10 protein-coding genes and 1 other RNA gene are annotated in these 15,534 nt (G+C 69.7%); 5 read left to right on the top strand and 6 right to left on the bottom strand.

Annotated elements, in window-relative coordinates; translation table 11 throughout:
* Window positions 1–232 precede the first annotated feature (232 nt).
* From ssrS to NM961_RS21245, 4 genes are all read right to left on the bottom strand, one after another.
* A non-coding RNA gene (ssrS, locus tag NM961_RS21260) (6S RNA) lies at window positions 233–416 on the bottom strand.
* 6 nt (window positions 417–422) lie between these two features.
* Complete coding sequence (locus NM961_RS21255; protein WP_255916438.1) at window positions 423–725, bottom strand: cell division protein ZapA; 303 nt, start codon at window positions 723–725, stop codon at window positions 423–425.
* Window positions 726–738: 13 nt separating this feature from the next.
* The gene (locus NM961_RS21250; RefSeq protein ID WP_255916437.1) at window positions 739–963 is read right to left on the bottom strand and encodes a TIGR02449 family protein; all 225 of its coding nucleotides are present in this window, start codon (window positions 961–963) and stop codon (window positions 739–741) included.
* 309 nt (window positions 964–1,272) lie between these two features.
* Complete coding sequence (locus tag NM961_RS21245; protein WP_255916436.1) at window positions 1,273–5,787, bottom strand: EAL domain-containing protein; 4,515 nt, start codon at window positions 5,785–5,787, stop codon at window positions 1,273–1,275.
* Between the two features lie 267 nt (window positions 5,788–6,054).
* On the opposite strand from NM961_RS21245, the gene NM961_RS21240 reads away from it, so the two are divergent.
* The 3 genes from NM961_RS21240 to NM961_RS21230 are packed head-to-tail and all read left to right on the top strand — an operon-like array spanning window position 6,055 to window position 9,407.
* Complete coding sequence (locus NM961_RS21240) at window positions 6,055–6,636, top strand: UPF0149 family protein (RefSeq protein WP_255916435.1); 582 nt, start codon at window positions 6,055–6,057, stop codon at window positions 6,634–6,636.
* Between the two features lie 12 nt (window positions 6,637–6,648).
* On the top strand, window positions 6,649–7,962 hold the full coding sequence (locus NM961_RS21235) for an aminopeptidase P N-terminal domain-containing protein (RefSeq protein WP_255916434.1): 1,314 nt from the start codon (window positions 6,649–6,651) through the stop codon (window positions 7,960–7,962).
* Window positions 7,963–8,012: 50 nt separating this feature from the next.
* Window positions 8,013–9,407 carry an AcvB/VirJ family lysyl-phosphatidylglycerol hydrolase gene (locus NM961_RS21230; RefSeq protein ID WP_255916433.1) on the top strand — a complete coding sequence of 465 codons (1,395 nt, stop codon included), beginning with the start codon at window positions 8,013–8,015 and terminating at the stop codon, window positions 9,405–9,407.
* Window positions 9,408–9,798: 391 nt separating this feature from the next.
* Here NM961_RS21230 and mprF read toward each other — a convergent pair whose 3' ends face one another.
* On the bottom strand, window positions 9,799–12,429 hold the full coding sequence (gene mprF, locus NM961_RS21225; RefSeq protein WP_255916432.1) for a bifunctional lysylphosphatidylglycerol flippase/synthetase MprF: 2,631 nt from the start codon (window positions 12,427–12,429) through the stop codon (window positions 9,799–9,801).
* A gap of 242 nt (window positions 12,430–12,671) precedes the next feature.
* Here mprF and NM961_RS21220 point away from each other — a divergent pair, with 242 nt between their 5' ends.
* Together NM961_RS21220 and cydB are read left to right on the top strand one after the other, a co-directional pair.
* Complete coding sequence (locus NM961_RS21220; RefSeq protein WP_255916431.1) at window positions 12,672–14,054, top strand: cytochrome ubiquinol oxidase subunit I; 1,383 nt, start codon at window positions 12,672–12,674, stop codon at window positions 14,052–14,054.
* Entirely contained in the window at window positions 14,051–15,061 is a 1,011-nt protein-coding gene (gene cydB, locus NM961_RS21215; protein WP_255916430.1) for a cytochrome d ubiquinol oxidase subunit II, read from the top strand. The genes NM961_RS21220 and cydB overlap by 4 nt, the downstream gene beginning before the upstream one ends.
* A gap of 78 nt (window positions 15,062–15,139) precedes the next feature.
* On the opposite strand, the gene NM961_RS21210 is transcribed toward cydB, so the two are convergent.
* The coding region (locus NM961_RS21210) for a hypothetical protein (protein ID WP_255916429.1) at window positions 15,140–15,534 on the bottom strand (395 nt) is incomplete at its 5' end.

Below are 15,534 nucleotides of genomic sequence, written 5' to 3'. Positions count from 1 at the left end.
AGGCGGACGAAACTGCTTCAAGATCAATTAACTACGCGTGGCAGGTGAACGAGGCCACCCTTAAATCAGATATATCTGCGCCAAAGATGCATCCCGGCCGGCCGCCCAGGCAGAAATCGCGCAAAAACGCTCCGGCAAACACACGAAGCCACGCGCACGAGCGCTCGCTCCACATGCCATGCACGCAGAGACAGCGAAGAAAAAGGAAAAGAAAACCTACGTGAGGAGAGAGACGCCCTCCGCCGTGCCGATGCGCACAAAACGACCTTGAACCCCGTGTGTAGGTGGGACCGCTCGCGAGATCTCAGGCTTTCCGCACATGGCGGACATGCACACCGACCTCAGCACTGCGTACCCGGGGTAGTCGATAGGAACAAGGCAAATGTTGTATGCGCTGTCGCACACGGCAGAGAACGACGCGCCTATTTTACTGAGGCGCTGAGTACACCTTCAAGCTTGTGTTTCAGCGCTTGCACGTGCTGTGCCACGGAATCGGCCTGGGAACTGCCCTGCTGGCGTGCGGCGATCAGTTCGTGGGTGATGTTCAGCGCGGCCAGCACGGCGACGCGGTCCAGGCCGGCGACCTTGGCCGCGGCCTTGACTTCGCGCATCTTGCCGTCGAGATAGGCCGCCGCGGCGATCAGGCCGGGGCGTTCCTCGTCGGTACAGGCGACCAGGAACTCGCGGTCTAGGATGCTGACGGAAACCGGCGCGGGAGTGCTCATCGGGGTCCTGGGCTCAGGCGTTCTGTTCCAGCGACTTCAGGCGCGCGATCATGGCCTCGACCCGGGTGCGCGCCTGCTCGTTCTTCTGCAGCAGCAGGGCGCGCTCGTTGGCCAGCTGTTCCTGGCTCTGGCGCAGACTGCGGTTTTCCTCGGACAGCCGCTGGCACAGCTCGACCAGGCGATCGATGCGGGCGCTGACCTCGGCGAGGTCGGCCAATGTGTTCTGGGCCGCGGACATGCACCGGAATATAACAGAGGGCCGATGCGCCGCAATGGCGCCGCGGCCGGCGCAAGGTGCGGCGCGTCACAGGCCGGCGACGCTGGCCGCGGCGGCGCCGGCGTTCGGCGCCGCCGGCACGGTGCATGCGGCCTTTGCGTCCGGCCGCGGCGCGGCGAGGAGGCGCTGCGCCCGGCCCGGCGGGCGCCGGCCCCGCGCTTGTCCTGATCCGGTTCATGCCGCAACGGCCCAATCGCCGTACGGCTCGATCGCGGTGCGTCGATCACGTCAGGTCGACACATCGGTCCACCATGCCGCACCGCCGCCCGCTCACAGCGCCGCAACCACTCCGCGCCGGCTCTTGAGGAATTCCAGGCAGCGTTCGGCCGACAGCGGCAGCGACAGCCAGTTGCCCTGGATCTCGTCGCAGCCCTGTTCGCGCAGGTATTCCAGCTGCTCGTGCGTTTCCACGCCTTCGGCGATCACGTTGAGGCCCAGCGAATGGGCCATGGTGATGATGGTTGCGGTGATGGCTTCGTCGTCGGGGTCGGAGGTGATGTCGCCGACGAATTCCTTGTCGATCTTGAGCGTGTCTATGGGCAGGCGCTTGAGATAGGACAGGGAGGAATAGCCGGTGCCGAAATCGTCGATGGCCAGCGACACGCCGATGGCCTTGAGTTCGTTCAGCGTGCGCACCGACTGCTCGGCGTTGTTCATGATCGTGCTTTCGGTCAGTTCCAGCTCGATCTGCGCCGGGGCGACGCCGTGTTCGGCCAGGATCTCGCCCAGGCGCCGCGGCAGTTCGCCGCGCAGCAGCTGCAGCACCGACACGTTCACTGCCATGACCACGTCGTCCACGCCCTGCTCGCGCCAGCGCGCCAGGGTAGCGCAGGCGCGGTCGATGACGAATTCGCCCATGTCGATAATCAGGCCGGCTTCCTCGGCCAGCGGGATGAATACGGCCGGGGAGATTTCGCCCAGGTCTTCGCTGTGCCAGCGCAGCAGCGCCTCCACACCGACGATGCGCGCCTCGGCCAGCGACAGCTTGGGCTGGAACACCAGGCGGAACTCGCCGCGTTCCATCGCCTTGCGCAGCGCGCCGACCATGGTGGCGCGGCGGCGTGCAGCGGCGTCCATCTCCGAGGTGTACACCTTGTACGTGTTGCGGCCGCTTTCCTTGGCCTGGTACATGGCGGTATCGGCGTACTTGAGCAGGTCGGTGGGCACCTGGGCGTGGTCGGGATACAGGCTGATGCCGATGGACGGCGAGATCACCACTTCCTGGCCCGCATCCAGTTCCAGCGGCTCGGCGAAGGCGTGCAGCAGCTTCTGCGCGATGTGCTCGGCCTCGCCGCCGTCGTGCACGTCTTCCAGCACCACGGTGAATTCGTCGCCGCCCAGGCGCGCGACGGTATCGCTGTCGCGCACATGGGTGCGCAGCCGCGTGCCGGCGGCCTTGAGCATGCGGTCGCCGGCGGCATGGCCCATGGAATCGTTGACGTGCTTGAAGCGGTCCAGGTCCAGGAACAGCACCGCGACGCGGCGGCCGTTGCGGCGCGCGCGCATGATGGCGTGGCCCAGGCGCTCGCCCAGCAAGGTGCGGTTGGGCAGGCCGGTCAGGGTGTCGTAGTTGGCCAGATAGCGCAGTTCCTGCTCGGCGCGCTTGCGGTCGGTGATATCGGCCAGTACGCCGACGAAATGCGTGCGCATGCCCTGGGCGTCGCGCACCTCGGCCAGCTCCAGCCAGCTCAGGAATTCCTCGCCGTCCTTGCGCCGCTGCCACAGTTCGCCGCGCCAGTGGCCGGTCTGGCTCAGGGTCTCGCGCATCTGCTCGTAGACTTCCGGCGCGTGCTGCGGCGAATTGAGCAGGGCGGCGTTGAGCCCGAGCACCTCGTCCTCGCGGTAGCCGGTCATGCGGGTGAAGGCGAGGTTGACCGAGGTGAAGCGGTAGTCGAGGTCGGTCACCGTGACCGCCTCGGTCATGTTGCGGATCACTTCGGCGGCGATGCGGCGCTCGCGTTCGGCCAGGCGGGTGGCGGTGATGTTGCGTGCGGTGCCGCTGATGCGGGCGGGCTGGCCGTCGCTCTCGCGCTCGACGATCTTGCCGCGCGACAGCACCCAGATCCAGCCGCCATGGGCATGGGCGACGCGGTGTTCGGACTCGAAATGATCCGTCACCCCGGCGACATGGTCGGACATGGTGCGGTCCACCCGCGGCAGGTCTTCCGGGTGCACGGCGAAATTGCGCCAGTCCTCGGCGCTGAGGCTTTCCTCCGGCGTGCTGCCCAGCAGCTGGTCGGCACCGAAGCGGTAGATGCGGCCGGCGCGCATGTCGTAGTCCCAGAATTCGTCGCCGGAACCCCACAGCGCCAGGCGCAGGCGATCCTCGCGCATGCGCAGTTCGTCCTGGTGGCGCTGTTCCTCGGCGCGCTTGCTGCGCCGCTCGCGCCAGATGGCGAAGGCGATCAGGCCGGCGATGCTGGCGTAGACCAGCTTCATCCAGGCCGACGACCACCACGGCGGCACGATCTCGAAATTCAGCGCCGCCTCGTGCCCGCCGCCGGCCGCGCTGCGCACGCGGAACACGTAGCGGCCGGGATCGAGGTTGGTATAGGTCACGTCGTGGCGCGCGCCGCCGTCGATCCAGGCATCGTCGAAGCCGTCCAGGCGCCAGGCGAAGCGGTTGGCCTCCGGCGCGGTGTAGTCCAGCGCGGCGAATTCAAAGCGCAGCAGGCGTTCGGCCTGGGGAATGCTCCACAGCGGGCTGTCGCCGCCGGCCAGCTGCTCGCGCCGGCTGCCGATGGTCAGTGCGGTCAGCACCACCGGCGCGTCGTAGCGTTCGCGCGCGAGCGTGTCGGGGCGGATCAGGTTGGTGCCGTTGACGCCGCCGAAGAACAGCTCGCCCGGGTTCAGCGCGAAGGCCGAGCCGCCGTTGAATTCGTAGGCCTGCAGGCCGTCCTTGAGGTTGAACACCCGCGCCGCGCCGCTGCCAGGCTCGAAGCGCGCAATGCCGCGGTTGGTCGACAGCCACAGCGCGCCGGCCTGGTCTTCGAGGATGCCGTAGACGGTGTTGCTGGGCAGGCCGTCCTGGGTGGAATAGCGCTGGAAGCGGGCGCCGGCCTCGTCCAGCCGCTCCAGCCTGAGCAGGCCGCTGTGCGTGCCTATCCACAGCGTGCCGTCCTTGGACTGGTGGATGCTGCGCACCAGGTTGCCCGACTGCGGTCCGTGCGCGCCGGTGCCGGTGGTCAGGCGGCGCAGCTGGCCGCTGGCCGGGTCGATCAGGGCCAGGCCGTCCAGGGTGCCGGCCCAGATGCGGCCGGCGCCGTCTTCGTACAGGGCCAGCACCATGTTGTGCGGCAGGCTGCTGGGATCGGCGTCGTCGTGGCGCCAGCGCTGCACGCGGCCGTCCTTGAGCTGCAGCAGGCCCTTGGTGCGCGTGCCCAGCCACAGGCTGCCGTCGCGGCCGCGCAGCAGGCTGCGCACCTCCTGGTCGCCGCTGGCGATGGCGCCGGCGCCGGCCAGGGCCGGCACGGGCAGCAGCGTGGCCTGGCGCGTGCGCGTGTCGAAATCGAACGCGCCGTGGCTGCTGGCCAGCCACAGGCGGCCCTCGCCGTCGCCGATGATGTCGTAGATGCTCAGCTCCTGCGCCGGCCCCTTCAGGCCCAGGGCGCGGGCCAGCGGCTCGCTCCAGTTCTCGTAGCGGTCGGCAGCGCGGTCGTAGCGTTTCAGGCCGTCGCCCTCGGTACCGATCCAGAGGTAGTTGTCGTCCTGCGCCCACAGCCCGCTGACCATGTTGCGGGTGACGCGGTCGCGCGGGCCGTCGAGGTCGACCAGCCAGGTGATGGTTTCGCTGGTCGGCCGCGTGGTCGCCACGCCGCGGGTCTCGCCGCCCAGCCAGAGCAGGCCGGAACGGTCGATCAGCAGGGTGGTGATGAATTCCTCGGGCAGCGAGCCGGGCAGGTCGCGCTGGTGGTGCAGCCAGTCGGCCTCGCCGCTGTGCGGGTCCAGCCGCACCACGCCGCCGCCGCGCACCGCCAGCCACAGCCGGCCGGCGGAATCCTCGACCACGTCGGACACATTGGCCGGCGCCGCCCCGGCGGGCGGCCATACCTGTTCGGTGCGCCCGCCGTCGGCCGACACGCGCAGCAGGCCGGCCGGCGTGCCCGCGTACAGCGTGCCGTCGCGGGCGACCAGGGCCGACAAGGTCTGTGCCAGCGCCGGCGCCGGCAGTTTGACGGCCTTGACCGCGCTGCGGTCGATGCGCAGCAGGCCCTGGCTGGTGGGCGCGTACAAGGTGCCGCCGGCGCCCTCGACGAAGCGCCGCTGCGGCCGCAGCGGCAGGTTGTCCGGATCGAAGCGGTACAGCGCGCGGCGCGTGCCGCCGACTGGATCGACCAGGTCTATGCCTTCGCGCGAGCCGACCCAGATGCGGTTGCGCGCATCCACCTGCAGCGCGCAGATGCTGTTGCCGCGCGGCGTGGCGGCGCGGCTGCCGGGTTGCAGCTCCAGCACCGAGCCGCTGCGCGGATCCAGGCTGGCCAGGCCCTTGGTATTGGTGCCCACCCAGAGCCGGCCGTCCGGATCCTCGCCGATGGCGGTGACGAAACTGTCGGGCAGGCTGTCGTTGCGTTCGGGATCCTGCTCGAACACGCGGAAGTTGTAGCCGTCGTAGCGGTGCAGGCCGCCCTGGGTGGCGATCCAGACGAAACCGGCGCGGTCCTGCATCAGCGCGCTGACGGTGTTTTGCTGCAGGCCCTGTTCGCTGCCGAGATTGTCGAAGTAGTAGCTGCGCCGCGCGGCCTGGGCCGGCGGGACGGCGAGGCACGCCAGCAGCGCCAGCAGCATGGCCGGCGCGACTGCGTTTCGCCCTCCCCCGAGGTATCGCCAGAGTCCCACGCAGCCGCCCTCCTCGACCTGCCGCGCAGCCAGTGTAGGCACTTGCCTGCGCGCTAACTAGCCCGGAACCGGCGCCGCGCTGCTGCCGCGTGCCAAAGGCTACAATCGTCCACATCCGGACGGCGCCCGTGGTGGCGTGATGAGCAGGGCGACGGCTTGCCGCTTGCTTTGACTGATGCGCGACCGCGGCGGTGCCGCCGCGTCCCTGGAGCCGCCATGCGCAACACCCCCGCCACCGCCATCACCCACGCCGAGCTGGGTCTGGTTCTCGACGAACTCCGCTTTGGCGTCGCCGCCAGCGATCTGCACGGCTCGCTCACCGGCTATCTCTGCGGCGGCGGCATCGCCTCGCCGCGCAACTGGCTGCAGCGGCTGGAGCTGGAACCCGATCCCGCCGCCACCACCGCCGCGCGCATGGAACTGCTGGAGCGCCTGTTCCGCGACTGCCGCGCCCAGCTCGATGCGGCGGGCTTCACCTTCGAGCCGCTGCTGCCCGACGACGACGATCCGCTGACCGAACGCGCCGAAGCCCTGGTGCAGTGGTGCCGCGGCTTCCTCGGCGGCCTGGGCCTGGCCGGGGTCAACGCCCAGCGCGGCCTGTCCGAGGACGCCGGCGAGATCCTGCGCGATTTCGCCACCATCGCTTCCTCCAGCTTTGAATACGAGGACGCCGAGGAAGACGAGAGCGCCCTCACCGAAGTGCTGGAATTCATCCGCGTCAGCGTGCTGCTGCTGCACGCCGAGCTGGCCGCGGCCGCGGCGCCCGCACCGGGCGGCGCGGACCAGCGGCTGCACTGAGGGCGCCGCCGCGTGATCGGCAACCGCGAATACGCGCGCCGGCGCCGCCAGCTCATGCGCCTGGCCGGCAACGACGCCATCGTCATCGTACCGGCGGCGCCGGAGCGCATCCGCAACAACGATGCGACCTATCCCTACCGCCAGGACAGCGATTTCCACTATCTCTGCGGCTTTCCCGAGCCCGACGCCGTGCTCGCCCTGCTGCCCGGGCGCCAGCCGGCCGAGACCATCCTGTTCTGCCGCGAGCGCGACCCGGTGCGCGAAGCCTGGGACGGGCCGCGCCTGGGCCCGGAGGGCGCGGTCGAGGCCTGCGGACTGGACGATGCCTTCCCGGTCGAGGACATCGACGACATCCTGCCCGGCCTGATCGAAGGCCGCAGCCGCGTCTACTACCACTTCGGCCGTGACAGCGAGTTCGATCTCAAGCTGATCGGCTGGATCAAGCGCGTGCAGACGCTGCGCGGGCCGCTGGCGCGGGCGCCGCACGAATTCGTCGCCCTGTCGCACCTGCTGCACGACCTGCGCCTGTTCAAGTCGCGCGACGAACTGGCGCTGATGCGCCAGGCCGCGGCCATCGCCGGCGAAGGCCATCGCCGGGCGATGCGCGCGGCAAAACCCGGCCTGTTCGAGCACCAGGTCGAGGCCGAGCTGATCCACGCCTTTCGCAGCGCCGGCGCGGTACCGTCCTACGAGCCCATCGTCGGCGGCGGCGCCAATGCCTGCGTGCTGCACTACCGCGCCAACAACGCGCGCCTGCGCGACGGCGACCTGCTGCTGATCGACGCGGGCGCCGAATACGCCTGCTATGCCTCCGACATCACGCGCACCTTTCCGGTCGGCGGCCGCTTCAGCGCCGACCAGCGCGCGCTGTATGAAATCGTGCTGGCCGCGCAGGACGCCGCCATCGCCCAGGTGCGCGCCGGCAAGGGCTGGACCGCGCCGCACGATGCGGCAGTGGCGGTGATCGCGGCCGGCCTGTGCGAGCTGGGCCTGCTGCCGGGCAAGCCCGCCGCGGCCGTCGCCAGCGGCGCGTACAAGCGCTTCTTCCCGCACAAGACCGGCCACTGGCTGGGCCTGGACGTGCACGACGTCGGCGACTACCGCGTCGACGGCGAGCCGCGCCAGCTGGAGCCGGGCATGGTCATGACGGTAGAGCCGGGCATCTACATCGCGCCGGATGCCGCCGACGTGGAGCCGCGCTGGCGCGGCCTGGGCATACGCATCGAGGACGACGTGGCGGTGACCCGCGGCGCGCCGGAGATACTGACCCTGGGCGTGCCGCGCACGGTGGCCGAGATCGAGGCGCATATGGCCGGCGCGGCCTAGCGGCGGCACCGCGGTGCGTGGAATTTCGTGTCTTGTGGAGGATTGGATCAGTGGATTCCGGGAAACTGGCGGCCTGCCTGCGCCGCTGCCTGCTGCTCGCCGCCATCGCCGCCGCCGCGCCCGCCGCGGCCGCAACCTCGCCGCTGCACTACGGCCTGTTCGGCGACCTGCACCTGGCGCGCCCGGCCGGCAGCGCCGCGCGCACGCTGCTGTTCCTTTCCGACGCCGACGGCTGGGACGCGCGCGAAGACGGCTATGCCGAGGCCCTGGCCGCGGCCGGCAGCCTGGTCGTGGGCATAGACCTTCCCGGCTATCTCAAGGAACTGGCCGGCATCGCCGGCGATTGCGCCTATCCGGCCGCGCACGTCGAGGAAGTCAGCCACTGGGTCCAGCGCCACGAGAACCTGGCCGACTATTCCGCACCGTGGCTGGTGGGGCTGGAACGCGGCGCGGCCCTGGCCTATGCCGTCGCCGCCCAGGCGCCGGCCGGCACCTTCGACGGGTTGGCCACGCTGGGCTATGACTTCGACCTGCGCCTGCCGCGGCCGCTCTGCGCCGGCGATGCGGGCCTGGCCAGCGCGGCCGACGGCGCCGGCGGCTTCCGCATCGTGCCCGTGGCGCGCCTGGGCACGCCGTGGCTGGCGCGGCCCTATGCGCCGGGCACGCACATCAACGGCCTGGGCGCGCAGTTCGCGGCGCTGGATCGCTGGATCGCCGGCCTGCATCCGCGCGCGGCACCGAGCCCGCCCGCGGCCCTGGTCGCCACCCTGCAGCGCTGGGACCGGCGCGAGGCGCGCCGGCGCGAACCGCTGCCGCAGGACGTGGCCGACCTGCCGCTGACCGAAGTCGCCGCAACGGGCGGCGACGGCCGTCGCATCGCCGTGCTGCTGACCGGCGACGGCGGCTGGGCCGGCCTGGACCAGGGTGTTGCCGAGGCCCTGTCCGCAGACGGCGTGCAGGTGATCGGTTTTTCCACGCTGAAATTCTTCTGGCAGCAGCGCACGCCGGAGCAGTCCGCCGAAGCCATCGCGCGCGTGATCGGCCACTACGCCGCGCAGCAGCCCGGGGCGCGCTTCGCCCTGGTCGGCTACTCCTTCGGCGCCAGCCTCGTTCCCGTGGTCTACAACCGCCTGCCCGAGGCCGCGCGCGACAAGGTCGACCTGCAATTCATGATTTCGCCCGATGACGAAGCCGTGTTCGAGATCAAGGTCGGCGACTGGTTCGGTGGCGCGCACCACGAAGGCGCGCTGCCGATCGCGCCCGAACTGGCCAGGAGTACCGTGCCGGCGTTCTGCCTGCACGGCAGGGACGAGGACGACAGCGCCTGTTCCGGGCTGACCGGCAACAAGGTCAGTGCGCTGGATCTGCCCGGCGGGCATCACTACGACGGCGACTACGCCGCGATAGGACAGCGGCTGCTGCAGCACTGGCCGCAGCGGCGCTGAGGGGGTAGTCACCGCGCTTTGCCGGGGGCGGCCAGAAGCCAGCTTGAGCAGCCGGCCAGGCGTATGCCCGGTGCGCAACAACGCCGGGCCTTGGCTGCCCTGCCTGCCGCCGGCGCTGCCGGGCCTTTCCGTCCCGGTTGCAGCGGGCGGCAGCGCTGCCTGTCAGGGACATCCGTCCACGACACCGCCTTCTCTCAGCGCCGCAACAACTAAAAAACGCGACACTCCCGCTCCGCCAAGCTCCGCTCGGCGGAGCGGACCGGGGTGAGGAGGCGACGTCCAGCCGTCGCCGCACGACTGAATTTTCGTCGACAAATTCACTGCAACGGTTCCACCCGGATCCCACACCGGCCTCGCTCCGTTCGCCCTGCCACGGCCCGGGACCCACACCTCATCCGCGCAACAACTTCCTGTACCCCCCGGCCACCAGCGCCGCCACATCCACCAGCAGCCCCGGCACCCACACGCCGCGCGGATACGCCAGATAGGACCCGGTCCAGTCCGGCCGGAACTTCTCCTTGTAGCGGCGTATGCCCTGGTAGTTATAGCGGCTGTTGCCGTAGCGGAATGCCAGCGCCGCCAGCCGCTCGTTGATGCGCGCATACGGATTGGCGCCGACATTGGACAGCGGCGCCATGCCCAGGCTGAAACGCTCGAAGTTCTGTTCCTGCGCCCATTGCATGACGCGGGCGAACAGCAGGTCCATGCTCGAACGCGGCGCGCCGGGTACTACGCGCATCAGGTCGACGCTGGCATTGCCGTTGCCGCCATAGGGCGGCAGCACGTTGGCGAAGGCGACCAATTGGTCAGCGTGGTAGACCAGGGCCAGCGGGCCCCATTCCAGATAGGCCGGATCGTAGCGGCCCAGCGAATAGCCTTTCTCGCTCGCGCCCTTGTCGGCGAGCCAGGCGTCGGAGACGCGCTCCACATCGGCCAGTAGGGCGGTGTCGAACGGCGGCGTGCGCAGCTCGAAGCGCAGCTGTTCCTTGGTCGAGCGGTTCACCGCCTGGCGCAGATCTTCCCAGCGCTTGCCGGACAGGTTGAACTCGGCCAGTCGTATTGTCGCCAGCTCGCCCAGCTTGAACAGGTCGAAGCCGTGGTCGTGGAAGCGCGACAGCTCCGGCTCCAGCACTTCGTAGAACACCGGCACGCGGTCCTGGCTGTCGGCGAAGCGGCGGAAATCGAGGATGGCGCGGGAAATCGCGCTGTCCTTGCCGCAGGGCGAACCCAGCGCGACCAGGCGGTCGCGTATGGTGCCGTAGGCGATCAGGGCCTGGCGGTCGCCGGCCCAGAACAGGGATTTGTCGCCCATCAGGGTGAGATGGCCGAATTCGCCGCCGCCGTGGTGCTGGTACAGCTCGCGCGCTTCTTCCAGTTCTGTACGTTGCGGCAATGCCGGCTGCGGCCGGCGCACGGCGAAGCTCTGCCAGATCAGGTAGATCGCCACGCCCAGCGCGGCCGCGACCAGGCCGCGGGCCAAGCGCGAGGAATGTTCGCCGAAACCGACGTAGAACAGATCGAAGGAATCGTCGCCGAGCACCGCGGCCACGCCCACGGCGAAGAACACCACGACGACCGCCGCCAGGCCGGCGATCCAGCCTGCCGTGGTGACCGAGCCCAGGTGCATGGCGCGCTGGCTGAAGGCGTTCTTGCGCGAACGCAGCAGCAGCGCGACGGCGAGCAGGAACAGCGCCTCGCCGTAATGCAGGCCCTTGGCCAGGGCGAGCAGGGCGCTCAGCGCGAGCACGAACTGGGTCAGCCGGTACGCCACCCGCACGCGCCCGTCTATGCCGCGGGCCAGGCCCAGCAACAGTACGCCGGTGACCACGCTGAGCCAGTAGCTGCTTTCCAGCGTCAGCAGCGAAAGATACTGGCCGGCGGCGCGCAGGCGTTCGTGCAGCGCGGGGATCGCGGCCGAGGCCAGCAGCAGGGCGCCGGCGGCGAAGGTGAACACGGCGAGCAGGCGTATGCCCAGGTCTGCCAGCAAGCTTGCCGGCAGCTGCAGCAGGCCGAACAGCGGATGGCCGGCCAGGCGTTCGCGCAGGCGGTTGAGCAGCGGCAGGCGGTCGGTGAGCAGGCCCGAACCCAGATACAAGCCGACGAACAAGGGCAGCAGGTAGTAGGCCAGGCGGAACAGGAACAGTCCCGATACCACCGCGGCCTGGTCATGTCCCGCCTGGCCCAGCGCGATCAGCAGCAGGCCGTCGAATACGCCCAGGCCGCCGGGCACCAGGCTGACCAGGCCCAGCACCGAAGCCGCCGCGAAGGCCAGCAGCAATTCCGCCGGCGCTACCGCGGCGCCGCTGACATGTAGACAGATATACAAAGTGGCTGCCGCCAGCAGCCAATCCAGCAGCGAGATCGCCGCCAGCTCCAGGCGCAGGCGCCAGCCCGGCAGCGGCTGCTCCGGCGGCAGCCAGCGCATCAGGCGGCGCTGCTGGGTCAGCACGAAATACAGCGGCAGATACAGCGCCGCGGCGACGAGCACGGCGATGGCCAGCCAGCGCACCGCCGTGCCCGGTATCAGTGGCAGGTTGCCGCTGAGCAGGCTGAAGGCGACCAGCAGCGACAGGCCCAGCGGCAGGGCCAGCGCCTGCATGCCGATCAGGGTCGCCGCGCGCGGCAGATCCACACCGCGGCCGCTGAGCCCCATCAGGCGCACGCCGGCGCCCATGGCGCCGGAAAGGCTGATGGTATTGGCCAGTGCATTGGCGACCAGGGCCAGGCGCAGCAGCTCGCCGCCGCGCAGCGTCAGCTTCAGCCAGCGCGCGATGCGCAGATCGACCAGGCCGGTGAGACAGACCGAAGCCAGTGCGAACAGCGCGATGCCCAGCGCGGGCAAGGTGGGTACGCCGACCAGGGTGCGCTGCACCTGCACCAGGTCGAAGCTGGCCAGTTCGCGCCAGACCAGCCAGGCGGTGAGGGCGAGGAAGCCCAGCGGCACCAGCCAGCGCAACAGCGCCTGGCGGCGCGCGGGCGCGGGAGCGGGAGCGGCGGTTTCATCCGTGACCGTAAGCGTCATGCCTGCATCTCGTCGGCTGGAAAGCAGCGGACTGCCTCGACCGCGAACGACGCGGCAAGTTGCCGCAGCGCCTGCGTCGGCGTTGCGGCGGGAGGATAATGCCGCGCAAGCAAACGACAAAACACCGGCATGAGGCCGGCAGGACATGGACCCGTAGCCGCCGGCGGAATCCCTCCGCGGCAGGCGCGGCGGCGCGAAGTCGCACCGCCGCGGGCGCGGACCATGCCGCAGTGGAGCAAGCCATGGCTGACGCCGAGTTCCTCTCACGCATCCAGTTCGGATTCGTGATTTCGTTTCATGTGCTGTTTCCGGCCTTTTCCATAGGCCTGGCGAGCTGGCTCGCCTTCATCGAAGCCATGTGGCTGCGCAGCCGCAGCGACCTGTGGCGCGACCTGTACTTCTTCTGGCTCAAGATCTTCGCCGTCGTCTTCGGCATGGGCGTGGTCTCGGGCATCGTGATGAGCTTCCAGTTCGGCACGAACTGGGCGCGCCTGAGCGAGCAGGCCGGCGGCATACTCGGCCCGCTGCTGAGCTATGAAGTGCTCACCGCGTTCTTCCTCGAAGCCACCTTCCTCGGCGTGATGCTGTTCGGCTGGCGCAAGGTCAGCGACCGCACCCATTTCCTCGCCACCTGCATGGTTGCGCTGGGCACGCTGGTGTCTTCGTTCTGGATCCTCTCCGCCTCCAGCTGGATGCATACGCCGGCCGGACATCAGTTCATCGACGGCAGCTATCAGCCCGTGGACTGGTGGGCGGTGATCTTCAATCCGTCTTTCCCGTACCGCCTGACGCACATGGTGCTGGCCGCCTTCATCACCACCGCCTTCGTGGTCGGCGGCAGCGCGGCGATCTACCTGCTGCGCGGTCGATGGCAGGACAAGGCGCAGGTGATGCTGCGCTGCGCGGTCGCCTTCATCGCCATCGTCGTGCCGCTGCAGATCGTCGCCGGCGACCTGCACGGCCTGAACGTGCGCGAACACCAGCCGGCCAAGCTGGCCGCGATCGAAGCACGCTGGGAAACCGAGACGCACGTGCCGCTGACCCTGTTCGCCTGGCCGGACGAAGCCGCGGAAACCAATCGCTACGCCGTGGACGTGCCGTATCTGGGCAGCCTGATCCTGACCCATTCGCTGGACGGCGAGGTCAAGGGCCTGAAGGATTTCGCGCCCGGCGACCGCCCGCCGGTGAAGCCGGTGTTCTTCGCCTTCCGCGTCATGGTCGGCCTGGGCTTCGCCATGCTGGGCCTGGCCGCCTGGGGTCTGCTGCTGTGGTGGCGCGGCCGCCTGTTCACGCAGCGCGGTTTCCTGCGCGTCTTCGCCGCCATGCTGCCGGCGGGCTTCGTCGCCGTGCTGGCCGGCTGGTACGTGACCGAGATCGGCCGCCAGCCCTGGGTGATCTACGGCCTGATGCGCACCCGCGACGCCTTCAGCGGCGTGGACCTGGTCAGCGTGGCGATCTCGCTGACGAGCTTCGTCGTGGTCTACGCCATCGTGTTCGGTTTTGGCATCTGGTACTTGTACCGTCTGTTCGCCGCCGGGCCGAAACAGGCGCCGCCGCGGGTGGAACCCGAGGCGACGCCGGCGCGGCCGCTGTCCGCCGCGCCGCCGGTGGGAGAAAACGCATGAGCCTGCAGGAAGTGCTGCCCGTGGTGTGGTTCTTCATCATCGGCTTCGGCGTGCTGATGTACGTGCTGCTGGACGGCTTCGTGCTGGGCCTGGGCATACTTTCCCCGTTCGCCGACGACGAACACCAGCGCGACCTGATGATGAATACCGCCGCGCCCATCTGGGATGGCAACGAGACCTGGCTGGTGCTGGGCGGCGTGGGCCTGTTCGCCGCGTTTCCCAAGGCGTATTCGCTGCTGCTGTCGGCGCTGTACCTGCCGATACTGCTGATGGTGATTGCGCTGATCTTCCGCGGCGTCGCGTTTGAATTCCGCTTCAAGGCCGAACGTTCGCGCTGGGTCTGGGGCGCGGCCTTCCATCTGGGCTCGCTGGCGGCGGCGTTCGCCCAGGGCGTGATCCTCGGCGCCCTGGTCGAAGGCATGCCGCTGAAGGAAGGCAAGTACGTGGAAGGCGCACTGGGCTGGTTCAGCCCCTTCGCCATGCTCACCGGCGTGGCCCTGATCTTCGGCTACGCCCTGCTCGGCGCGACCTGGCTGATCCTCAAGACCGAAGGCCGCGTACAGCGCATCGCCTTCGACCTGACCCGGCCGCTGATGATGATTGTGATTTGCTGCATGTTCCTGGTCAGCGTGTCGCTGCCGTTCCTGGATTCGCAGCTGATGCAGCGCTGGTTCACCCTGCCGAACTTTCTATACCTCTCGCCTGTGCCGCTGCTGACCGCGGCCAATGCCGTCGCGCTGTGGTTCGCGGTGACGCGCAACCGCGAGCTGGCGCCCTTCGTACTGAGCCTGAGTTTCTTCGGCCTGGGTTTCCTCGGCCTGGTGCTGGGCGTATGGCCGAACATCGTGCCGCCGCACCTGAGCATCTGGCAGGCCGCCGCACCCGTTTCCAGCCTGAACTTCACCCTGGTCGGCACCGCGATCATGTTGCCGGCGGTGCTGGCCTACACCGCATATTCCTACCGCGTGTTCCGCGGCAAGGTGAGCGAAGGTGCGGGCTACCACTGAGGCAGACGCGCCGGGAACTCCGCCGGCCGCCCCCGTGCGCCGGCCCCCGCGCCGACCTTGCCGGGCGCAGCCCCGGCTTCATTGCACGGGCTTTACGCCCAGCCGCGCGGCCGCGGCGGCCTGTTCGCGCCAGGCGGCGCGGGCGGCGTCGGAGCCCAGCCAGGACTCCCGCGTCAGTTCGTGCTGCAGGCGTTCCTGCGTATCGGCGCTGGGTTCGGCGCCGTGGCGGGCGATGGCGGCGGCGAGTACGCCGACACGGTAGTCGTCGCTGTGGCGCAGCGCCGGTTCGCTGCGTTGAAATTCCAGTGCGGATTCCAGCACCGCCAGGGCCTGGGCATGGCGGCCCTGCAGGTTCAGCGCGCAGCCTTCGGCGACCCGGCCGGCGAGCTGCTGCGCCAGCGTGGGCGCGGCCGGCGCGGCGGCGCTGGCGGCGGCCGCCGCGGCCGGCGGCACCGCACGCGCGGACGATGCCG

Origin of the sequence: Tahibacter harae, assembly GCF_024437735.1 — a bacterium.
Lineage (GTDB): Bacteria > Pseudomonadota > Gammaproteobacteria > Xanthomonadales > Rhodanobacteraceae > Tahibacter > Tahibacter harae.
Note: the sequence above shows the minus strand (reverse complement) of the source record. Positions and strands in the feature narration are given on the sequence as shown.